Origin of the sequence: Brevundimonas sp. TSRC1-1, assembly GCF_049898245.1 — a bacterium.
Lineage (GTDB): Bacteria > Pseudomonadota > Alphaproteobacteria > Caulobacterales > Caulobacteraceae > Brevundimonas > Brevundimonas mediterranea_A.
Genome location: NZ_JAFCXI010000001.1, coordinates 1,141,851 through 1,163,009 on the forward strand (window position 1 = coordinate 1,141,851; position 21,159 = coordinate 1,163,009).

At 65.9% G+C, this 21,159-nt stretch carries 24 protein-coding genes; 19 read left to right on the plus strand and 5 right to left on the minus strand.

Features of this window, described 5'->3' with window-relative positions; all coding sequences use genetic code 11:
- The first annotated feature begins 13 nt into the window (after positions 1–13).
- Positions 14–883, plus strand: a complete 870-nt coding sequence (locus ACP7CK_RS05695) for a D-alanyl-D-alanine carboxypeptidase family protein (RefSeq protein ID WP_426025382.1) — start codon at positions 14–16, stop codon at positions 881–883.
- Here the strand turns inward: ACP7CK_RS05695 and ACP7CK_RS05700 are convergent.
- Entirely contained in the window at positions 826–1,353 is a 528-nt protein-coding gene (locus tag ACP7CK_RS05700) for a hypothetical protein (RefSeq protein WP_426025383.1), read from the minus strand. The genes ACP7CK_RS05695 and ACP7CK_RS05700 overlap by 58 nt on opposite strands.
- A gap of 59 nt (positions 1,354–1,412) precedes the next feature.
- On the opposite strand from ACP7CK_RS05700, the gene wrbA reads away from it, so the two are divergent.
- Positions 1,413–2,015 carry an NAD(P)H:quinone oxidoreductase gene (gene wrbA / locus ACP7CK_RS05705; RefSeq protein WP_008258668.1) on the plus strand — a complete coding sequence of 201 codons (603 nt, stop codon included), beginning with the start codon at positions 1,413–1,415 and terminating at the stop codon, positions 2,013–2,015.
- A 4-nt stretch (positions 2,016–2,019) separates the two neighbouring features.
- Positions 2,020–2,778 (plus strand): 4,5-DOPA dioxygenase extradiol, encoded by a 759-nt coding sequence (gene ygiD, locus ACP7CK_RS05710; protein ID WP_426025384.1) that lies wholly within the window; start codon positions 2,020–2,022, stop codon positions 2,776–2,778.
- Between the two features lie 5 nt (positions 2,779–2,783).
- On the opposite strand, the gene ACP7CK_RS05715 is transcribed toward ygiD, so the two are convergent.
- Complete coding sequence (locus ACP7CK_RS05715) at positions 2,784–4,337, minus strand: AMP-binding protein (protein ID WP_426025385.1); 1,554 nt, start codon at positions 4,335–4,337, stop codon at positions 2,784–2,786.
- A gap of 171 nt (positions 4,338–4,508) precedes the next feature.
- On the opposite strand from ACP7CK_RS05715, the gene lipA reads away from it, so the two are divergent.
- From lipA to ACP7CK_RS05795, 16 genes are all read left to right on the plus strand, one after another.
- Positions 4,509–5,471 (plus strand): lipoyl synthase, encoded by a 963-nt coding sequence (gene lipA, locus ACP7CK_RS05720; RefSeq protein WP_426025386.1) that lies wholly within the window; start codon positions 4,509–4,511, stop codon positions 5,469–5,471.
- Positions 5,472–5,478: 7 nt separating this feature from the next.
- Positions 5,479–5,925 (plus strand): type II toxin-antitoxin system RatA family toxin, encoded by a 447-nt coding sequence (locus ACP7CK_RS05725; protein WP_426025387.1) that lies wholly within the window; start codon positions 5,479–5,481, stop codon positions 5,923–5,925.
- Positions 5,922–6,242: a hypothetical protein gene (locus ACP7CK_RS05730; protein ID WP_426025388.1), complete on the plus strand. Its 321-nt coding sequence runs from the start codon at positions 5,922–5,924 to the stop codon at positions 6,240–6,242. The genes ACP7CK_RS05725 and ACP7CK_RS05730 overlap by 4 nt, the downstream gene beginning before the upstream one ends.
- Positions 6,236–7,357, plus strand: a complete 1,122-nt coding sequence (locus ACP7CK_RS05735; RefSeq protein ID WP_426025389.1) for an NAD(P)/FAD-dependent oxidoreductase — start codon at positions 6,236–6,238, stop codon at positions 7,355–7,357. Before ACP7CK_RS05730 ends, ACP7CK_RS05735 begins: the two co-directional genes overlap by 7 nt.
- Positions 7,354–7,914, plus strand: coding sequence for a sugar O-acetyltransferase (locus tag ACP7CK_RS05740; protein ID WP_426025390.1), 561 nt, complete (start codon positions 7,354–7,356; stop codon positions 7,912–7,914). Before ACP7CK_RS05735 ends, ACP7CK_RS05740 begins: the two co-directional genes overlap by 4 nt.
- Positions 7,911–8,435 (plus strand): GNAT family N-acetyltransferase, encoded by a 525-nt coding sequence (locus ACP7CK_RS05745; RefSeq protein ID WP_035305964.1) that lies wholly within the window; start codon positions 7,911–7,913, stop codon positions 8,433–8,435. The genes ACP7CK_RS05740 and ACP7CK_RS05745 overlap by 4 nt, the downstream gene beginning before the upstream one ends.
- Before the next feature lie 145 nt (positions 8,436–8,580).
- A complete protein-coding gene (gene rpmF, locus ACP7CK_RS05750; protein ID WP_035305966.1) occupies positions 8,581–8,763 on the plus strand; it encodes a 50S ribosomal protein L32 in 183 nt (60 codons plus the stop codon).
- Between the two features lie 109 nt (positions 8,764–8,872).
- Positions 8,873–9,490: a hypothetical protein gene (locus ACP7CK_RS05755; protein WP_035305967.1), complete on the plus strand. Its 618-nt coding sequence runs from the start codon at positions 8,873–8,875 to the stop codon at positions 9,488–9,490.
- An 89-nt stretch (positions 9,491–9,579) separates the two neighbouring features.
- Complete coding sequence (gene eno, locus ACP7CK_RS05760; protein WP_035305968.1) at positions 9,580–10,857, plus strand: phosphopyruvate hydratase; 1,278 nt, start codon at positions 9,580–9,582, stop codon at positions 10,855–10,857.
- A gap of 139 nt (positions 10,858–10,996) precedes the next feature.
- Positions 10,997–11,296: an FtsB family cell division protein gene (locus tag ACP7CK_RS05765; RefSeq protein WP_426025431.1), complete on the plus strand. Its 300-nt coding sequence runs from the start codon at positions 10,997–10,999 to the stop codon at positions 11,294–11,296.
- A 133-nt stretch (positions 11,297–11,429) separates the two neighbouring features.
- On the plus strand, positions 11,430–12,458 hold the full coding sequence (gene pdhA, locus ACP7CK_RS05770; RefSeq protein WP_008260859.1) for a pyruvate dehydrogenase (acetyl-transferring) E1 component subunit alpha: 1,029 nt from the start codon (positions 11,430–11,432) through the stop codon (positions 12,456–12,458).
- Between the two features lie 3 nt (positions 12,459–12,461).
- Positions 12,462–13,841 (plus strand): pyruvate dehydrogenase complex E1 component subunit beta, encoded by a 1,380-nt coding sequence (locus ACP7CK_RS05775; RefSeq protein ID WP_426025391.1) that lies wholly within the window; start codon positions 12,462–12,464, stop codon positions 13,839–13,841.
- A complete protein-coding gene (locus tag ACP7CK_RS05780) occupies positions 13,838–15,133 on the plus strand; it encodes a pyruvate dehydrogenase complex dihydrolipoamide acetyltransferase (protein WP_426025392.1) in 1,296 nt (431 codons plus the stop codon). Before ACP7CK_RS05775 ends, ACP7CK_RS05780 begins: the two co-directional genes overlap by 4 nt.
- A gap of 69 nt (positions 15,134–15,202) precedes the next feature.
- Positions 15,203–15,682, plus strand: a complete 480-nt coding sequence (locus ACP7CK_RS05785) for a glutathione peroxidase (protein WP_372704540.1) — start codon at positions 15,203–15,205, stop codon at positions 15,680–15,682.
- 2 nt (positions 15,683–15,684) lie between these two features.
- Positions 15,685–17,091 carry a dihydrolipoyl dehydrogenase gene (gene lpdA, locus ACP7CK_RS05790; protein ID WP_426025393.1) on the plus strand — a complete coding sequence of 469 codons (1,407 nt, stop codon included), beginning with the start codon at positions 15,685–15,687 and terminating at the stop codon, positions 17,089–17,091.
- A gap of 11 nt (positions 17,092–17,102) precedes the next feature.
- On the plus strand, positions 17,103–17,297 hold the full coding sequence (locus ACP7CK_RS05795) for a hypothetical protein (RefSeq protein ID WP_426025394.1): 195 nt from the start codon (positions 17,103–17,105) through the stop codon (positions 17,295–17,297).
- Between the two features lie 3 nt (positions 17,298–17,300).
- Here ACP7CK_RS05795 and ACP7CK_RS05800 read toward each other — a convergent pair whose 3' ends face one another.
- The 3 genes from ACP7CK_RS05800 to ACP7CK_RS05810 all read right to left on the minus strand — a co-directional run bounded on the left by ACP7CK_RS05800 (position 17,301) and on the right by ACP7CK_RS05810 (position 21,127).
- Complete coding sequence (locus ACP7CK_RS05800; protein ID WP_055753752.1) at positions 17,301–17,483, minus strand: DUF3606 domain-containing protein; 183 nt, start codon at positions 17,481–17,483, stop codon at positions 17,301–17,303.
- A gap of 79 nt (positions 17,484–17,562) precedes the next feature.
- On the minus strand, positions 17,563–18,654 hold the full coding sequence (locus ACP7CK_RS05805; protein ID WP_426025395.1) for a PLP-dependent cysteine synthase family protein: 1,092 nt from the start codon (positions 18,652–18,654) through the stop codon (positions 17,563–17,565).
- A gap of 94 nt (positions 18,655–18,748) precedes the next feature.
- Positions 18,749–21,127 carry an ATP-dependent helicase gene (locus ACP7CK_RS05810; protein ID WP_426025432.1) on the minus strand — a complete coding sequence of 793 codons (2,379 nt, stop codon included), beginning with the start codon at positions 21,125–21,127 and terminating at the stop codon, positions 18,749–18,751.
- Positions 21,128–21,159 lie beyond the last annotated feature (32 nt).

The following is a 21,159-nucleotide window of genomic DNA, read 5'->3' on the forward strand; positions in this document are numbered from 1 at the left end:
ACCGGCTTGGGGCTTGCTGTTCGGCATGTGGCGAAACCTTATTGCCTTTCTGTCGGTCTGTTTCGTCCTGGCTGCGGCCGGCGGCGCGCGTGCGGCTGGACCCTGTCACACCAACGCCGACGTCTGGGGCGGACAGGCCCTGGTCAACGCCGCCTCGGCTTACGCGATGGAATGGACCCCGTTCGGGGCGACCGAATGGGGGTGGCGGACCTATGTTCCCCTGATCCAGCGCGAACTGCACACGACTTGCGGTCCGGGCACGCCGATCTTCGCCTCTCAGTTGGCGGGCTTCCAGCAGACCCATGGCCTTGCGCCGACAGGCCTGTTCGATGCGTCGACCTTTCAGGTCCTGCGGGGGCTGTGGCAGGAGCGTCGACCGTTCGTCATGGCCCGCACCCGCCAGGAATGCCCCGACCCGCCGCCGATCAACCAATTGGGCTATCTGGTCGAATCCGAGGAACACGCTGACCGGCTGACGCGCCTGTTGCGACGCGACGTTCTGGACGCCTATCGCCGGATGGTCGCCGCCGCCCGCGCCGAGGTTCCCGAGGTCGCGGCCGATCCCGAACTGCTGCAAATTTTTTCCGGCTTCCGCGATCCAGAGGCGGACGCCGCGCGCTGCGCCCAGCAGGGCAATTGCGACGGCCTGCGCCGCGCCGTCTGTTCGCCGCATCGGACGGGGACGGCGGTCGATCTCTATGTCGGCCAGGCGCAGGGGCGGGGAGTCGATTCGACCACTTTGGCCAGCCGCGAACATATGGCGCGGACGGCGACCTATCGCTGGCTGGTCGCCAACGCCGGGCGGTTCGGGTTCGTACCCTATGTCTATGAGCCCTGGCATTGGGAGTATGTGCGGCCGTGGGATCCGTCATTCGCGCCCTGACCGAAGGGGAGGCGGCCCTGGCGCGTGAGGCGTTCGGGGCGGCCCTTCGTCTGGATCAGATTCGGTTGATCGCCTGGCCCTTTGGTCGCGCCTTCGTCGCCGGCCGCTGGTTCGGGCGCGACTGGATCGTCTGGCCCAGACGGGCGTTTCAGACGGACTTCGGCCAGGCGTCGCAGCAGATTCAAGGCGTGCTGGTGCACGAACTGACCCATGTCTGGCAGGCGCAGCAGGGGGTGAATCTGCTGTTCGCCAAGCTGAAGGCGGGCGACAGCGCCGCCGCCTACGCCTATCCAGCCGATCCGGACTGCCGCTGGGATTCGCTGAATATCGAGCAGCAGGCCATGGTGATGGAGCATCGCTTTCACGGCCTGCGCGGCGGCGAAACGCCCGGGACCCGCGCATTTTATGATGCGGTTTGTCCCTTCGTGCGGGGAAACCCGCCCGAGGGCTTGCAAGGGCAGGATGGACACGCCAAGTTAGCAACGGTCGTTGTTGCGAATGACGGCCTGTCATTCAATGGAGCCTCCCCATGCCCAAGATTCTCGTCCTCTATCACTCCACCTACGGTCATATCGAAGCCATGGCCGAAGCCGTCGCCGAAGGCGCGCGCGAAGTCGAAGGCGCCGTCGTCGACATCAAGCGCGTGCCCGAACTGGTGCCGGACGAACTGGCCAAGGCGTCGGGCTACAAGCTGGATCAGGCGGCCCCCATCGCCAAGGTCGAGGATCTGGCGAACTATGACGCGATCATCATCGGCGCCGGCACCCGCTTCGGCACCGTCGCCTCGCAGATGCGCAACTTCCTCGATCAGACCGGCGGCCTGTGGTTCAACGGCGCCCTGGTGGGCAAGGTCGGCGGCGCCTTCACCTCGACCGCGACTCAGCACGGCGGCCAGGAAACCACCCTGATGGGCCTGGTTCAGACCCTGATGCATCACGGCCTGATCGTGGTCGGCCTGCCCTATGCCTTCCAGGGCCAGATGAACATGGACGAGATCGTCGGCGGCAGCCCCTATGGCGCCACCACCCTGACCAAGGGCGACGGCTCGCGCATGCCCAGCCAGATCGACCTGGACGGCGCCCGCTTCCAGGGCAAGCACATCGCCGAGATCGCCAAGAAGCAGTTCGGCTGATCCGATGCGCCAGCCCGCCGTCTTCTTCGGCCACGGCTCGCCCATGAACGCGCTTGGCGGTCCCTTCGGGGCCGCTTGGCGCGGGTTGGGTGAAGACATCGGCAAGCCCAAGGGGGTGGTGATGATCTCCGCCCATTGGGAGACGCGCGGGCTGGGCGTTACGGCGCAGGAACGGCCTGAAACCATCCATGATTTCGGGAATTTTCCGCCTGAGCTTCACGCGTTTCAGTATCCCGCGCCTGGTTCGCCCGAATTGGCGGCCCGGGTGGCGGAGCTGACGGGGGCGGTCCAGACGCAACAATGGGGCCTAGATCACGGGACCTGGTCGGTGCTGTGCCATGTGTGGCCGGACGCCGACGTGCCGGTGGTGCAGCTGTCTTTGAATCGTGAACTGACGGCGCGCCAGCACTACGAACTGGCCAAGGCCCTGCGGCCGCTGCGAGACGAGGGAATCGTCATCGCCGGCTCGGGCGACTTCGTCCACAATCTGCGGACCTGGAAGCGCGATGCGGGGGCCGAGCCCTACGCCTGGGCGAACGGCTTCAATGAGGCGGTCAAACAGGCTTTTGTGGTCGGCGACCACGAAGCCCTGATCGATTGGGTCGGCCTGGCCGAGGACGCCCAGCTGAGCGTGCCGACTGACGAACACTACCTGCCGGTGCTCTATATCGCCGCCCAGCAGACGCCGGGCGAGCCGGTGTCCTTCTTCAACGACAGCATCGACGGCGGGTCGATTTCGATGACGGGGGTGCGGATCGGGTAGGGCGGTCAGGCCGCCTTTTCCGCCTCGACCATTTTCTGGATCGCGACATAGTCCGTCTTGCCGCTGCCCAGGACTGGAACCTCGGCGACCTTGACGATCTTCTTGGGCACGATCAGTTCGGGGGCCCCATTCGAGCGGGCCCATTCGGCCAGGGGCGCGACCTCGGCCTCGGCGTGGTCAGTGACCAGGACCAGTTTTTCGCCCTTGCGGGTGTCGGGAATGGAGACGACGGCGTGGCGCTGGTCGGGCCAGACCGCGCCGGCGATGCCTTCGACCGCCGTCAGGGAGACCATCTCGCCGCCGATCTTGGCGAAGCGTTTGGCGCGGCCCTTGATGGTGACATAGCCCTCGGCGTCCACATCGACGATGTCGCCGGTGTCCAGCCAGCCGTCCTCGACCGGGGACCATTCCAGGGGCTCGGCCGAGGTGACGTAGCCGCTCATCACATTGGGGCCGCGCAGATACAGGCGGCCGCCGTCCGCGATGCCCTCCACCGGCTCCAGCTTCCAGTCGATGCCGGGCAGAATCTGGCCCACCGTGCCGGGGGCGTTGCGATCCGGGTGGTTGACGGCGACGACCGGCGAGGCTTCGGTCGCGCCATAGCCTTCCAGCAGTTCGACGCCGCCGAATTTTGAGTTGAACAGGTTGCGGGTTTCCTGGCGCACCTTTTCGGCGCCGGCGACTACAAACTTCAGGGTGGCGAAGTCGTCCGCCTCGGCGACGCGACCATACTGGTTCAGGAAGGTGTCGGTCGCGAACAGGATCGAGGCCTTCACCTGGGGCAGCAGGTCGGTTATCTGTTTGGCGTGCAGCGGCGACGGATACTGGAAGGCCTTCAAGCCTTGAAGCAGCGGCAGGATGACCCCGCCGGTGAGGCCGAAACAGTGGAAGGTGGGCAGGGGATTGAACATCACCCATTCCGGCAGCAGGTCGATATGGGCCGCCACCTGGCGGGCGTTGGCGACCAGGTTCCTCTGGCTCAGCACCACGCCCTTGGGCGTTCCGAAACTGCCCGACGTGAACAGGACTACGCCGGGCGCGTCCGGGTCGGTCTTGACGCGGAACCGCTTGGGCGCAACGCCGGCGCTGAGGCCGTACAGCTTGTCGGCCAGGCCGATGGTCTTGCGTACGTCATCCAGCCAGACGACCTCGGCCACCGTCTTCAGCTCGACGATCAGGTCGTCCAGCTTGGCCTGATCGATGAAGCGTTTGGCGGTCAGGACCTTCTTGACGCCCGAGGCCTTGATGGCCGCCTTCAGATTTGTCTCGCCCGCGGTGAAGTTCAGCATGACCGGCACGCGGCCGTGGGCGTGCAGGCCGAAGAAGGTGACGACGACGCCCATCGACGACGGCAGCAGGATGGCGACCCGGTCGCCCGGATCGGTCATGTTCGCGATCTTGCGCCCCAGGACGAAGGCGGCGCGGATCAAGCCGGTGTAGGTGAGGGGGTGGCGATCCTGGTCCTCCAGAATTTCCTTGTCCCCGAACCGGGCGCGCGCGTCGATCAGCGCGTCGATCAGCGTGGTGTCGTACAGCGAGGAATCCAGGGCCTGGCGCAAACGCGTCTCCTGCGGAGGGCGCGAGAGGCCCTCTCTGTTGTCGGGCGTCCGTCATTAATGACGCGACGGTGTCTTGAAAAGATAGGTTACGCGGCGTGAGTTCCCAAGCGCGCCATCATCTGTAACCGGCCGTGGCTTGCCATCGGGGCGCGGAAGGCCGAAATACCGGCCATGGTCACACTGATCGACACCCTTCAGCGCAAGCCGTCGGAGCTGCGCCACCCGGAAAAACAGAACCGCCCGGAGTCGGTGGTTCTGAAAAAGCCCGACTGGCTGCGCGTCAAGGCGCCGGGCTCGGGGGAATACAACGCCACCAAGGACATCGTCCGCTCCAAGGGCCTGCACACGGTCTGCGAAGAGGCGGCCTGTCCGAACATCGGCGAGTGCTGGAGCCAGAAGCAGGCCACCCTGATGATCATGGGCGACACCTGCACGCGGGCCTGCGCCTTCTGCAACGTCAAGACGGGCCTGCCCCAGCCGCTGGACCCGGAGGAGCCGGGCAAGGTCGGGCTTGCGGTGTCGCAGATGGCCCTGAACCATGTGGTGATCACCTCGGTCGATCGCGACGACGTGGCGGACGGCGGCGCGGCCCATTTCGCCGAAGTGGTGCGCCAGATTCGCCTTCAGGCGCCGAAGACGACCATCGAGATCCTGACGCCCGACTTCCTGCGCAAGGACGGCGCCGCCGCAGTGATGATCGACGCCAAGCCCGACGTCTTCAACCACAACCTCGAGACCGTTCCGCGCCTGTATCTGAAGATCCGGCCCGGCGCCCGCTACTTCCATTCCCTGCGCCTGTTGCAGATGGTCAAGGAACGCGACCCGGAACAGTTCACCAAGTCCGGCATCATGGTCGGCCTGGGCGAGACCAAGGAAGAGGTCATGCAGGTGATGGACGACATGCGGTCCGCCGGCGTCGACTTCATCACCATCGGCCAGTACCTGCAGCCGACACGCAAACACGCCGCCATCGACCGGTTCGTCACGCCGGAAGAGTTCAAGGCCTATGAGGCGATCGCCCGGGCCAAGGGCTTCCTGATGGTGTCCTCGTCGCCGCTGACGCGCTCGTCGCACCACGCCGGCGACGACTTCGCCCGGCTGAAGGCCGCGCGTGAGGCGCGGCTGCGCCGCTAAGGTTCGAATGGCCGTCCACCGCGTAACGCGCATCCTTCCCTATGCGCCCGAACAGCTTGCCGATCTGGTCGCCGACGTGCGCGCCTATCCCGACTTCGTGCCCTGGGTCACGTCGATGCGGGTCTGGAACGAGCGGGCCGAAGGCGAGGGCGTCTCCGTGCTGGACGCCGAGGCCGGGGTCGGCTTCTCCTTCCTGAAGGAGCGGTTCTCCACCTGGGTCCGGCATGATCGCAATGCGCCCAAGGTCGAGGTCGGCCTGTTGCGCGGGCCGTTCAAGCACCTGAAGAATCGGTGGGAGTTCTTCCCGCATCCCGATGGCGCCAGGCTGGAGTTCATGATCGACTTCGCCTTCAAATCACGCATGCTGGATCTGATGCTGTCGGCCAACTTCGACCGGGCGGTGGAAAAGCTGATCGGCTGTTTCGAAGCTGAGGCGAAGCGGAGGTACGGATGATGGACCGCGCAAGCGCTCGTCAATTTACCCTGGCAGCTCTCATTGCGACCACCATGGGCGGGCTGTTTGCTGCCTTTTTGCTTGTGCCCATAGCCCTGTACTCGATGCTCGCAGTCGTCGCTGTCGAATGTGGCGTTGTTAAAGGGCTTGGACTGATCGGCTCGATGTCGCCCGTGATCGTATTGGTCGCCATAGGGTTCGCGTGGCGAGCTTGGATAACCTGGAGCCGAAGACCTGCGATCATCGCCGCCCTGATCTTGGTTGTTCCCGCTTTGCTAGCGGGAGCGCTGACAGTGCTCGGACCGGCGGTATGCTGACAGGCTTCGATTTCGACGCGACCGTCGTGGGCGCCGGGGCGGTTGGCCTGGCCTGCGGTCGGGCGTTGTCGAAACGGGGCCTGACGGTGCTGGTGCTGGAGAAGGAAGGCCACATCGGCCAGGGCGTCTCGTCGCGCAATTCCGAGGTCATCCACGGCGGCCTCTATTATCCGTCCGGTTCGTTGAAGGCGCGGTTCTGCGTCGAGGGGCGGCGGGCGCTTTATGACTTCCTGGCCAGCCGCAAGATCGACCATCGGAAGTGCGGCAAGCTGGTCGTGGCCACGCAAGAGGCCGAGGTCGAGCGGATCGAGGCCATCTTCGAACAGGCGACGGCGAACGGGGTCGAGGGGCTGGCGCATCTGACCGGCGCCCAGGCGCGGGCGCTGGAGCCCGAGCTGAACGCCCACGCCGCCATCCTGTCGCCGGAGAGCGGGTTGTTCGACAGCCACGGCTATATGCTGGCCCTGCAGGGCGAGATCGAGGATGCGGGCGGCTCCGTCGTGGTCTCGGCCCCGTTCGGGGGCGCTGAATCGCGGCCGGGCGGCGGCTTCACGATCCGCGTGGGCGGGGAGGGGGCGATGGAGGTCTCCAGCCGCCTGCTGGTGACGGCGCCCGGTCTGTCGGCCCAAGCCGTCGCGGCGGCTGTCGAGGGCTATCCGGCCGGCGACATTCCGGCGGCCCATTTCGGCAAGGGCGTCTACTTCCGGCTGGTCGGCAAGGCGCCGTTCGACCGACTGATCTATCCGCCGCCGATTCCCGGCGCCCTGGGCACCCATTATCGCAAGGATCTGGGGGGGCAGGCGGTGTTCGGCCCCGACCTGGCCTATGTCGAGACCGAGGACTATTCGGTCGATCCGGCCAAGGCGCAGGTGTTCGCCGCCTATATCCGCCGCTTCTGGCCCGGCTTGCCCGACGGCGCCCTGACGCCCGACTACGCCGGGATCCGGCCGAAGCTGCATGGTCCGGGCGAACCGCAGCCGGACTTCCAACTGCACGGCGTCGAGCACCACGGGATCGAGGGGCTGATGGCCCTGTTCGGCATAGAAAGCCCCGGCCTGACCAGTTCGCTGGCGATAGGCGAGGCGGTGGCCAAGACCCTGACGAGCCCGTCGTGACCGAGCGCGAGAAGATGCTGGCGGGCCTGCCGTACAATCCGGGCGACCCGGACCTGCGCGACGGCCGCGCCCGCGCCGTGGGCCTGACCATCGCCATCAATACAGAGCCGGATCGCGACAAGCGCCGCGTCCTGGTCAATGAACTTGTGCGCGCGGCCGACGGCGGGGCGATCATCATGCCGGGCTTCTTCTGCGACTATGGCGTCAATATCCAGTTCGGAGCGAACGCCTTCGTCAACGCCAACAGCGTCTTTCTGGACTGCGCCGAAATCCGAATCGGCGACAATTTTCAGGCCGGACCAGGGGTGCAGTTGTTGACGCCGGAACATCCGCTGGACGCCGTCGAGCGGCGAGGGCTGGAATCCGCTCGACCGATCACGATCGGCGACGATGTGTGGATCGGCGGCGGGGCGATCGTTCTGGCGGGCGTGACGATCGGCGATCGCGCCGTCGTCGGAGCAGGCAGCGTCGTGACCAGGGACGTGCCGCCCGACGTTGTCGTGGTCGGCAACCCGGCCAAGGTGGTCAAACACCTGACGCGGAACGCCGCGCAATGATCTCTCAACTCGTCACGCCGCGCCTGATTCTGCGACGGGCGAGGCCGGACGATGTCGATGATCTGCATCAGGTCTTTTCATCTCCGGAAGCGATGCGGTGGTGGTCGACCATGCCGCATGCGGCCAGGGAAAAGACGGCGGAGTGGCTGGAGAGCATGATCGCCGCCGCCCCGGAAACCAGCGACGATTTCGTCATTGAGGCGCAAGGCCGAGTCATCGGCAAGGCGGGGTTCTGGCGGCTGCCAGAGATCGGCTACATCCTGCATCCCGACTATTGGGGGCGAGGGCTGGCGAAGGAGGCGCTGACCGCCGTGATCGATCATGTCATGGTCACGCGGGATATCGATGCGATCACCGCCGACGTGGACCCCTCCAATGCGGCGTCCATTCGCCTGCTGGGGCGTTTGGGCTTCGAACAGACGGGGGCCGCCAGCCGGACCTGGCAGGTTGGGGGCGTCTGGATGGACAGTCTTTACTTCGGGCTGGACCGTGATCGCTGGAAGTCGCTCAAGACGCCTTGAAATCGTCGTGCGGTTCATGCATAAGCCGCGCCTCGCGTGGCGGCTCGGCGTTCTTCTCACGAAGGACCGGGGCCGCCGCTATCGTTTTCGCGCTTGATCAGGCTTCGGCTCTGGGCGGCGCCCGACTTAGAAGATTGAGACGGACATGGCCGTTCCGAAGCGGAAAGTATCCCCCTCGCGTCGCAACATGCGCCGCGCCCACGACGCCCTGAGCTCGAACGTCTATGTCGAGGACAAGGACACCGGCGAGCTGAAGCGCCCGCACCACATCGACCTGAAGACCGGCACCTATCGCGGTCGCCAGGTCATCACGCCGAAGGAAGACTAGTCTTCCACGGCCCGGTTTCGACCGGACGAAGTTTATTACGGCGCGCGGTCACCCGCGCGCCGTTTTCGTGCGTTCTGTGCTGTGAAGCTTCTCAGAAGGACGCACGCCCATGATCCGTTTCGCCGCCGTCAGCGCACTTGCGCTGCTCACACTCGCCGCCTGTGAACGCCGTGACGACCCCGTGGCCCAGCCGCCTTCCGCTGCGGCTCCTGCGCCGGCCGAAGCACCGCCGCCGCCGCCGGCCAATGCTTCGACCCTGACGGCCGATGGTCTGGGGGCGGCGCGAATCGGCATGACCCGCGCCGAGCTGGTCCAGGTCTGGGGCGAGGATTCCCAACCAAACGCCGTCGGCGGGGCCGATCCGGAGACCTGCGACGAGTTTCATCCGGTCGATGCGCCCAAGGATGTGCGCGTCATGATCCAGAACGGCGTGCTGACCCGTATCACCGCCGCGCGCGGCGCGACGATCAAGACCGACCGCGGGTTCGGCGTCGGCGACACGGGCATGGCGATCAAACAGGCCTATGGCGGCGCCGTTTTCGCCCAATCGCACAAGTATCAGTCGGCGCCGGCGGAGGACCTGTTCGTCTGGTCGCGCGGCGGATCGACGACCTATGTGACCGATCCGGCCGCGCGCGGGATCCGTTACGAGGTCGGCTCTGACGGCAAGGTGATGATGATCCACGCCGGCGATCCGTCCATTCAACTGGTCGAGGGCTGTTCCTGACGACCAAGGGCGACGCAGGCATTGGCGATTCGCGGGGAGACGTCTAAACCCCTCGGACCTGTTTTCCGCCTGAGCCAAAGAGCCGAGCCATGACCGACATCGCCGACATCGTCGCCCGCCAGATCCTCGACAGCCGGGGCAATCCGACGGTGGAAGTCGACGTGATCCTGGATGACGGCTCATTCGGTCGCGCCTCTGTGCCGTCGGGCGCTTCGACCGGCGCTCACGAAGCCGTCGAACTGCGCGACGGCGACAAGGATCTGTGGGGCGGCAAGGGCGTGCAGAAGGCGGTCGACGCCGTCAACGGCGAGATCTTCGACGCCCTGTCCGGCATGGACGCCGAGGATCAACGCCGTATCGACGAGGCGATGATCGACCTGGACGGCACGCCCAACAAGGCCCGTCTGGGCGCCAACGCCATCCTGGGCGTGTCCCTGGCCGCCGCCAAGGCCAGCGCCATTTCGGCCGGCCTGCCGCTGCACCGCTATGTTGGCGGCGTCTCGGCCCGCGTCCTGCCGACGCCGATGATGAACATCATTAACGGCGGCGCCCATGCCGACAATCCGATCGACATCCAGGAGTTCATGATCCTGCCGACCGGGGCTGAGACCTTCACCGACGCCCTGCGCATGGGCGCGGAAATCTTCCACGCCCTGAAGAAGCAGCTGAAGGACGCCGGCCATAACACCAACGTCGGCGACGAGGGCGGCTTCGCCCCGAACCTGGCCTCGGCCGAAGAAGCCCTGAGCTTCATCACCAAGGCGGGCCAGGCGGCCGGTTATCTGGCCGGCGAGGACTTCCACCTGGGTCTGGACGTCGCCTCGACCGAGTTCTTCAAGGACGGCAAATACGTCATGGCGGGCGAAGGCAAGACCGTCGACGCCGAGGGCATGGCCGCCTATCTGGTGGACCTGTGCGAGCGGTTCCCGATCGTCTCGATCGAGGACGCCATGGCCGAGGACGATTTCGACGGCTGGCGCCTGCTGACCGAGCGGCTCGGCGACCGGGTCCAGTTGGTCGGCGACGACCTGTTCGTGACCAACCCCGCGCGTCTGGCCGCCGGCATCGGCGAGGGCCTGGCCAACTCCATCCTGATCAAGGTCAACCAGATCGGCACCCTGTCCGAGACCCTGGACGCCGTCGATATGGCCCACCGCGCCGGCTATACCGCCGTAATGAGCCACCGTTCGGGCGAGACCGAGGATTCGACCATCGCCGACCTGGCCGTGGCCACCAACTGCGGGCAGATCAAGACCGGCTCGCTGGCCCGCTCGGACCGGGTGGCGAAATACAATCAGCTGCTGCGCCTGGAAGAGATGCTGGGCGACCAGGCCGTCTATTTCGGCGACGGCATGCTGCTGCGCTAAACCTGTGAATTGTCGGCGAAGAATCAGCGTTCTTCGTCGACGTCCTTACGGCCAAGCTACATTTTGTTAGGCATTTTCGGGCACGGTTCCTGAACTGTGTTTTTCGCGCTCAGAAGGAGCGTCGGTCGTGCCTGAACGGATGAAACCTTACCGCCTGTCCCTCGCCCTGTTGTTGCTGCTCGCCTATCTGGGCGTTCAGGCTCTGACGGGCGAGCGAGGCCTGCTGAGCGGATCGTCGCGTGACGCCCTGATGGGGCGGCGTGAGAACCAGCTCGCCCATCTCACAGAACAGCGCCGCGACCTTGAGACGCGGGTGCGCTATCTCCGCACCGACAGCCTGTCGAAGGACTTGCTGGAGGAGCGCGCACGCGCCGTTCTCGGCTTTTCGGACCCACGCGACTATGTGATCCGCGTTTCGGCGCAACCCGTTCAGGGATGAAAACCTTCGCCGCTTGAACTATTGTTACAGTCGAGCCCGCACCCCTTTGCGTTCCGGGAAGGAAGGCTGCTAAAGCCCCCTTCCGTAACGATAAGAAGGCGTCGCTTCCCGACGCCTAGCCGGGAGATGCCGGATGGCGAAAGCCCCAGCCAAAGCCGCTCAGACCACTGCGCCTGACAAGCTTTCAAACACGCCTTCGGCGTCCAAGGAGGACCTCCTCCGCTTTTACCGCGAGATGGTTCTCATCCGCCGCTTCGAGGAGCGTGCGGGCCAACTTTACGGCATGGGTCTGATCGGGGGCTTCTGCCACCTGTATATCGGCCAGGAAGCCGTGGCCGTCGGCGTTCAGGAGAGCGTCAGACAGGGCCACGACAAGATCATCACGGGCTACCGCGACCACGGCCACATGCTGGCCGCCGGCATGGACCCCAAGGAAGTCATGGCCGAACTGACCGGCCGCATCGGCGGTTCGTCGCGCGGCAAGGGCGGTTCGATGCACATGTTCGACGTGCCGACCGGCTTCTACGGCGGTCACGGCATCGTCGGCGCCCAGGTGTCGCTGGGCACCGGCCTGGCCTTCGCCGGCAAGTATCGCGGCGATGATTCGGTGGCCTTCGTCTATTTCGGCGACGGCGCCTCGAACCAGGGGCAGGTCTACGAGAGCTTCAACATGGCCCAGCTGTGGAAGCTGCCGGCCATCTACATCATCGAGAACAACCAGTACGCCATGGGTACGAGCATCGAGCGCTCGTCGTCCACGACCCAGCTTAGCCAGCGCGGCGCCAGCTTCGGCATTCCGGGCGAGCAGGTGGACGGCATGGATGTTCTGGCCGTGCGTGATGCGGTCAAGAAGGCCGTCGAGCGCGCCCGCGCCGGCGAGGGGCCCTACATCCTCGAGGTCAAGACCTACCGTTATCGCGGTCACTCGATGTCCGATCCGGCCAAATACCGGACCAAGGAAGAGGTGGACGAGGTCAAGAAGACCCGCGACCCGATCGACCACATCAAGACCCTGCTGGCCGCCGCCAATGCGACGGAAGACGAGCTGAAGGCCATCGATAACGAGATCAAGGCCATCGTCGCCGAGGCCGTTCAATTCGCCCAAGAGAGCCCGGAGCCCGATCCGTCCGAGCTCTATACCGACGTCTACGTGGAGGCCTGATCCGTGACCGACATCCTCATGCCGGCGCTGTCCCCCACGATGGAAGAGGGCACGCTGACCAAATGGCACATCAAGGCAGGCGACACCGTGTCGGCCGGCCAGGTGATCGCCGAGATCGAAACCGACAAGGCCACGATGGAAGTCGAGGCCGTGGATGAAGGCGAAGTGCTGGAAATCCTGGTCGCCGAGGGCTCCGAGAACGTGAAGGTCAATACGCCCATTGCGCGTCTGGCCGGCGAAGACGGCGCGGCTGCGCCCGCGCCGAAGGCCGAGGCCGACAAGGCTCAGGCCGATACGCCCAAGGCGACGGCCGAAGGCAAGACCGGCGATCCCGAGAAGGCGCCGACCCAGACCTCGACCCCCAAGGTTGAACTGCGCGATCCGGAAATCCCGGCCGACGCCAAGCTGGTGAAGACGACCATCCGCGACGCCCTGCGCGACGCCATGGCCGAGGAAATGCGCCGCGACGACAAGGTCTTCCTGATCGGCGAGGAAGTCGCCCAGTATCAGGGCGCCTACAAGGTCAGCCGCGAACTGCTGCAGGAGTTCGGCGACCAGCGCGTCGTCGACACCCCGATCACCGAGCACGGCTTCGCCGGCCTGGGCGTCGGCGCGGCCATGGCGGGCCTGAAGCCCATCGTCGAGTTCATGACGTTCAACTTCGCCATGCAGGCGATCGACCACATCATCAACTCGGCCGCCAAGACCCTGTACATGTCGGGCGGTCAGATCCGCGCGCCCATCGTCTTCCGCGGCCCGAACGGCGCCGCCTCGCGCGTCGGCGCCCAGCACAGCCAGGACTATTCGGCCTGGTACGCCCAGGTGCCGGGCCTGAAGGTCGTCGCGCCCTATGACGCGGCCGACGCCAAGGGCCTGCTGAAGGCCTCGATCCGCGACCCGAACCCCGTCGTCTTCCTCGAGCACGAGATGATGTACGGCCTCGAGTTCGACGTGCCGGAGATCGAGGACTATGTCGTGCCGATCGGCAAGGCCAAGGTCCGTCGCGAAGGCAGGGACGTCACCATCACGGCGCACAGCCGCATGGTCGGCTTCGCCCTCCAGGCCGCCGAGAAGCTGGCCGAGGAAGGCATCGAGTGCGAGGTCGTGGACCTGCGCACCCTGCGTCCGCTGGATCACGAGACCATCGTCGAGAGCGTCAAGAAGACCAGCCGTCTGGTCTCGGCCGAAGAGGGCTGGGGTCCGATGGGCGTCGGCGCCGAGGTCGTGGCGCGGGTCATCGAACACGCCTTCGACTATCTGGATGCGCCGCCGCTGCGGGTGCACCAGGAAGACGTGCCGCTGCCTTACGCCGCCAATCTGGAAGCCCTGTCGCTGCCGGGCGTGGACAAGATCATCGCGGCCGTGAAGCAGGTGATGGCATGACTGATATCCTGATGCCCGCCCTGTCTCCGACCATGGAAGAGGGCGTCCTGGCCAAGTGGCACGTCAAGGTGGGCGACGTCGTCTCCGCCGGCGACGTGATCGCCGAGATCGAAACCGACAAGGCCACGATGGAAGTCGAGGCCGTGGACGAGGGCGAGATCACCGACATCCTGGTCGCCGAAGGTACCGAAGGCGTGAAGGTCAACACCCCGATCGCCCGTCTGAAGGACGAGGGCGGGGCCGCTGCGCCCCAGAAATCTGAAAAGCCGGCCGCCAAGGCTGAGGAGGCCCCGAAGGCCGCACCGGCCGCAGTCGAGGCGCCCAAGGCGTCCGCACCGGTCGCGCCGGCTCCGGCCGCGCCGAAGTCGGACAGTGGCGAACGCATCTTCTCGTCGCCGCTGGCGCGGCGCATCGCCGCCCAGAACGGCGTCGATCTGAAGTCGGTCAAGGGCACGGGCCCGCACGGCCGGATCGTCAGACGCGATGTCGAAGCCGCAGGCAAGGGCGCGGCCCAACCCGCCGCCGCGACGACCGCCGCCGCCGCGACTTCGGGCATTGCGCCGCGTCAGGTGCAGTCGCTGGCCCAGATGGGGATCCCGGACGGCAGCTACGACCTGATCCCGCTGGACGGGATGAAGAAGGCCGTGGCGCGTCGCATGGTCGACAGCATCCAGAACGTGCCGCACTTCCCACTGTTCATCGACTGCGAGATCGACCAGCTGATGGCGGTTCGCGCCAAGGTGAACAAGATGCTGGAGCCGCAGGGGATCAAGGTCTCGGTCAACGACTTCATCATCAAGGCTGCGGCCCTGGCGCTGAAGATGGTGCCGGAGGCGAACGCCTCCTACACCCCCGAAGGCATCGCCATGCACCACAACGCCGACGTCTCGATGGCGGTGGCGATCGACGGCGGCCTGATCACCCCGATCATTCGCAAGGCCGAGACCAAGGGCCTGGCGCAGATCGCGACCGAGTCCAAGGACCTGGCCAAGCGCGCCCGCGAACGCAAGCTGAAGCCCGAAGAGTTCCAGGGCGGCACCTTCTCGGTGTCCAACCTGGGCATGTTCGGCATCAAGCAGTTCACCTCGATCATCAATGAGCCCCAGGGCTGTATCATGAGCGTGGGCGCGGGCGAGCAGCGCGCGGTCGTCAAGAACGGACAGATCGTGCCGGCCACGGTCATGACCGTGACCCTGACCTGCGATCACCGCGTTGTGGACGGCGCGACCGGCGCCCGTTTCCTGCAGGCGTTCAAGCCGCTGATCGAAGATCCCGTCGCGATGCTGGCGTAGTCGCATGATCCCGAAAAGTGTCAGCGGTTTTCGGAATAGATCATGCGCTGAAAATGACAGGGTGAGGTCATGACCTCGGTCTATGACTTCTCCGCCCGCGCCATCGACGGCACGGAGGTTTCGCTGGACCGTTTTCGCGGTCAGGCGCTGCTGATCGTCAATACGGCGTCCAAGTGCGGCTTCACCGGCCAGTATAATGGTCTGGAAAAGCTGCACCGGACGTTCGCCGACCGGCCGTTCGAGGTGCTGGGCTTTCCCTGCAACCAGTTCGGCGAGCAGGAGCCGGGACGGGCGGCGGAGATCGCCGCCTTCTGCGCCACCAGTTTCGACGTGACCTTCCCCCTGTTCGACAAGGTGGAGGTCAATGGGCCGAACCGGCATCCGCTCTATGCCTGGCTGACCAGGCAGAAGCGCGGCTTCCTCGGCTCGCAATCCATCAAGTGGAACTTCACCAAGTTCCTGACCGACCGCGAGGGCAGGGTGGTCGCCCGCTACGCCCCGCAAACAGAACCCGAGGCCATCAAGGCCGACATCGAGAAGTTGATCTGATCATGGCTGCTGAATTCGATCTCGTCGTCATCGGCTCGGGCCCCGGCGGTTACGTCGCGGCCATCCGCGCCAGCCAACTGGGCCAGAAGGTCGCCATCGTCGAGCGCGAGAACCTGGGCGGCATCTGCCTGAACTGGGGCTGTATCCCGACCAAGGCCCTGCTGAAGTCGGGCGAGAAGTTCGAGAGCCTGAGCCATCTGAAGGAATACGGCCTGTCGGCGTCCGGCGCGTCGTTCGACTTTGACGCTATCATCCAGCGCTCGCGCGGGGTCGCGGCGACGATGAACAAGGGCGTCGCCTTCCTGATGAAGAAGAACAAGATCGAGGTGATCGAGGGCTCGGCCAAGCTGGAGAAGGGCGCTGCGGCGCCCAAGGTCGTCATCGCCCTGAAGGCCGGCGGTTCGCGCACGGTCGAGGCCAAGGCGGTCATGCTGGCCGTCGGCGCGCGGGCGCGCGCCCTGCCGCAGATCGGCCTGGAGGCCGACGGCGACAAGATCTGGGCCTATCGCGACGCCCTGGCGCCGAAGAAACTGCCCAAGTCCTTCGTCGTCATCGGCTCGGGCGCCATCGGCATCGAGTTCGCCAGCTTCTATCGCGCCCTGGGCGCCGAGGTGACGGTCGTCGAGGCGGTCGAGCGCATCATGCCGGTCGAGGACGAGGAGGTCTCCAAGGCCGCCCAGAAGTCGTTCGAGAAGCGCGGCATCAAGTTCAAGCTCGGCGCCAAGGTGACCAAGGTCTCCAAGACCGGCGCCGGCGTGAAGGTGGACATCGAGGTCGGCGGCAAGGCCGAGTCGCTCGAGGCCGAGGTCTGCATCTCGGCCGTCGGCATCACCGCCAACACCGACGGCATCGGCCTGGAGGCGCTGGGCGTCGAACTGGACCGCGGCCACATCAAGACCGACGGCCACTGCCAGACCAACGTCAAGGGCCTGTTCGCCATCGGCGACTGCGCCGGCGCGCCCTGGCTGGCGCACAAGGCTAGCCACGAAGGCATCCACGCCGCCGAATTCATCGCCGGCTACAAGACCCCGAACGTCCATTCGCCCATCGCCGGCTGCACCTACGCCCAGCCGCAGGTCGCCTCGGTCGGCGTCACCGAACAGGCCGCCCGCGCCGAGAAGCGCGAGGTCAAGATCGGTCGCTTCCCGTTCCGCGTGAACGGCAAGGCCGTGGCCGCCGGCGAGATCGACGGCTTCGTCAAGGTGATCTTCGACGCCAAGACCGGCGCCCTGATCGGCGCCCATATGATCGGCCACGAAGTGACTGAGATGATCCAGGGCTATGTCACCGCCATCACCATGGAGGCGACGGAAGAGGACATTCACGGCATCGTTTATCCGCACCCGACCATGTCGGAAGCCATGCACGAGGCGGCGCTGGACGCCTACGGGCGGGTGCTGCACATCTGATGGAGAGGCCGATGTTCGCCAAGGTCACCGAGACAAACGGCGTGGTTCACTGGGTCAACCTGAACCAAGTCCGCGAATTGATCGTGAAGGACGGCAAACATGGTCAGCCGACGCTGACGGAAGTCAGCATCGATAACCAGTTCGTGGCCAAGGTGTTTCGCGTCAGGGAAACGCCCGAGATGATCCTGACACAGACCTGGGACTAAGGATCAGCGCTTCTTGCCCAGCTCCGCCGCGATGTCCTTGGTCATGCGGCCAACCTTGCGGTGGGCGGCGGTGATCTGGTCTTTGGTCACGCCCCAGCGCTTCATCCAGTATTCGACCGACTGCCGCTCTGACAGGTCGATGCGGTCCTTGTCGATGAAGCCGCGCTTGTCCTTTAGTCCCGCCATGGTCGGCTCCTGTTGAGGTTTTGACCGGTCCGGCCGCTTGGGCCTTCTTAGACCTGTCCGCCCCGACGAAACAGGCGGTTCAGGCGTCCGGCAAGACTCCCGTTTCGAAGAAGGCGTCCAGGCGGGCCTCCCACGGGGCGGTGTCCAGGCCCTGGGCGGCGATCCAGGCGTCGTCGAAATAGGTGGAGGCGTAGCGGTCGCCGTGGTCGCACAGGATCGACACGATCGAGCCGCACTCGCCCGCGCGCGCCATTTCCTGAACCAACTGAACACAGGCCCACAGGTTGGTGCCGGTCGATCCGCCGCAGGGGCGGCCGAGACGCCGGCTCAGCACGCGCGTGGCGGCGATGGAGGCGACGTCGGGCACGACGATCATCCGATCCACCAAGCTGGGGATGAAGGAGGGTTCAACCCGCGCCCGGCCGATGCCCTCGATCAGGGACGGACGGTCGAGGCTGGTCTGGACCGTCGCATCGGCCCAGTGACGGTGAAAGACGGAGGCTTCCGGATCGGCCACGCAGATCCGGGTGTCGTGGCGGTTGAAGCGGGCGAACCGGCCGATGGTCGCCGAGGTGCCGCCGGTGCCCGCGCCGCACACGATCCAGCGCGGGACGGGGCAGGGCTCGCGTCGCATCTGGGCGAAGATGGACTCGGCGATATTGTTGTTGCCGCGCCAGTCCGTCGCCCGCTCGGCATAGGTGAACTGGTCCATGTAGTGGCCGCCCAGTTCGTCGGCGAGCCGCTGGCTTTCCGAATAGGCCTGGCCCGGAACGTCCACGAAATGGCAGCGGCCGCCATAGAATTCGATGGCGGCGGTCTTCTCCTGAGCGGTGGAGCGCGGCACCACGGCGATGAAGGGCAGGTTCAGCATCCGGGCGAAATAGGCTTCGGACACGGCGGTCGAACCGCTGGACGCCTCGACGATGGTCATCCCCTCGCCGATCCAGCCGTTGCTGAGGGAATAGAGGAACAGCGACCGCGCCAGACGGTGCTTCAGGCTGCCGGTCGGGTGGTTGGATTCGTCCTTCAGATACAGGGCGATGTCCGACAGGGCCGGCATGTCCACCGGGATCAGATGGGTGTCGGCCGAGCGGTTGTAGTCCGCCTCTATCCGCCGCATGGCCCAGCTCAGCCAGGCGCGATCGACGGTAGGACGGGCAGGGGCGGACATGGCGGACTCGGTCGAAGACGGGAAGGCGATGGCTTAGGCCAAAGCTTGGCCGCGGCAAAGGCGGTTGAGGCCCGGCGCGTGGGTTTGGACCCGTCTACTCCGCCTTCTCCACGAAACTGTCGATGACCCGTTTCTCGCCGGCTTTTTCGAAATCGACCAGCAGTTTGTTGCCCTCGATGACGCGGACGTGGCCGTAGCCGAACTTCTGGTGGAAGACGCGTTCGCCCTTTTTCCAGCCGGAGCCGGACTTGGGATCGGCGGTGGCGATCAGGCGGCCGTCGCCCTCGATCACGGCCTTGCGGGCGGGGATCTTGTTCGGCGTCTGGGCGGCGGTGAAGCTTTGGGCGCGTTTCCAGCCGGGCGAGGAATAGCCGCTGCCGAAGCTGGGTGCGTCGTCCCAGCGGCTCTTGGCCTCCTTCATGCCGGCGGAGGCGCCGTAGTAGCCGGTGTCGGATTGCGGATCGACGTGGGCGATCGGCAGTTCGTCGACGAAGCGGCTGGGCAGTTGCGAGGTCCAGCGGCCGTAGACCAGACGGTTGGCGGCGAAGCTGATCCGCGCGTCCTGCTTGGCGCGGGTGACGCCGACATAGGCCAGGCGGCGTTCCTCCTCGAGCCCCTTCTCGCCCTTCTCGTCGATGCTGCGCTGGCTGGGGAAGACGCCTTCCTCCCAGCCGGGCAGGAAGACCAGCGGGAACTCCAGCCCCTTGGCGCCGTGCAGGGTCATGATCTGGACCGCCCCGTCGCCGTTCGGATCGTCGCTGTTGGCGCGCTCCAGATCCATGACCAGGGAGACGTGCTCCAGATAGGCCTGCAGCGTCTCAAACTGCTGCATCGACTGGGTCAGTTCCTTCAGGTTGTCCAACCGGGTCTGGCCGCAGGTCCGGTCGGCCTTCTGCATGTCGGTGTAGCCGCTCTCTTCCAGCACTGTCTCCATGACCTCCCAATGGGGCGTGGTCTCGGACAGGGCGCGCCAGCGGTCGAGGTCGCGCACGAAGTTGGACAGGGCGGTGCGGGTGCGGGCCTGAAGCTCGTCGGTGTTGATCAGGCCGCGCACCGCCGTCAGGGCCGACAGGTCGTGTTGGCGGGCCAGTTGTAGGATCTTCTGTACGCTGGTGTCGCCGATGCCGCGCTTGGGCACATTGACGATCCGCTCGAAGGCCAGATCGTCGTCCTCGGACTGGATCAGCCGCATATAGGCGTGGGCGTCGCGGATCTCGGCCCGTTCGAAGAAGCGCGGGCCGCCGATGACGGCATAGGGGATGGCCAGCATGACCAGCCGTTCCTCGAAGGCCCGCATCTGGAACGAGGCGCGGACCAGGATGGCCATGTCCTTGTATTTCAGCCCCGGTTCGCCGGCGTGGGGACGGCGCGCGGTCTCGATCTCGTCGGCGATCAGACGGGCCTCGGCCTCGCCGTCCCAGACGCCGCGCACCCGCACCTTGTCGCCGCTGTCGTCCTCAGTCCACAGGGTCTTGCCCAGCCGGTCGCGGTTGGCGGCGATCAGGCCCGAGGCGGCGCCGAGGATATGGCTGGTCGAGCGATAGTTGCGCTCCAGCTTGACGATCTTGGCGCCGGGGAAGTCGCGTTCGAAGCGCAGGATGTTGTCCACCTCGGCCCCGCGCCAGCCGTAGATCGACTGGTCGTCGTCGCCGACACAGCAGACATTGCCGGTCGAGGCCGTCAGCAGCCGCAGCCACAGATACTGGGCGACGTTGGTGTCCTGATATTCGTCGACCAGGATGTAGCGGAAGCGGCGGCGATATTCGTCCGCCAGGTCCGCATGTTTGGACAGGATAGTGATGTTGTGCAGCAGCAGGTCGCCGAAGTCGCAGGCGTTCAGGCTGCGCAGGCGGGCCTGATAGGCGGCGTAAAGACCCTGGCCCTTGCCGTTGGCGAAATCCTCGCCGGGCGGCAGTTTCTCGGGCGTCCAGCCGCGGTTCTTCCAGTGGTCGATCAGGCCGGACAGCGACTTGGGCGTCCAGCGCTTGGTGTCGATATTGGCGGCTTCCAGCAGCTGTTTCAGCACCCGTTCCTGGTCGTCGGTGTCCAGGATGGTGAAGCTGGACTTCAGCCCGACCAGTTCGGCGTGACGGCGCAGGATCTGGGCGGCGATGGAGTGGAAGGTGCCCAGCCAGCGCAACCCTTCGGCCGAGGGGCCGATCAGATGGGTGATCCGCTCGCGCATCTCGCGGGCGGCCTTGTTGGTGAAGGTGACGGCCAGCAGCTCCCACGGTTTGGCCCGGCCGGTCGCCAGGATGTGCGCCAGCCGCGTGGTCAGCACCCGCGTCTTGCCTGTGCCGGCGCCGGCCAGAACCAGGACCGGCCCCTCGGTCGTCTCGACCGCCTCGCGTTGTTCCGGATTCAGCCCTTCGAGATAGTCGCGCGGTCCCGCCCCGTCGGGCGCTCGTGCGCGGGCCAGGTCGGAGATGCGGGGGGCGGGAAGATCGGTCACAGGCTTTGAGACATCCGGCAGGCAGAATCAAAACCGGAACATAAGGGGACCGG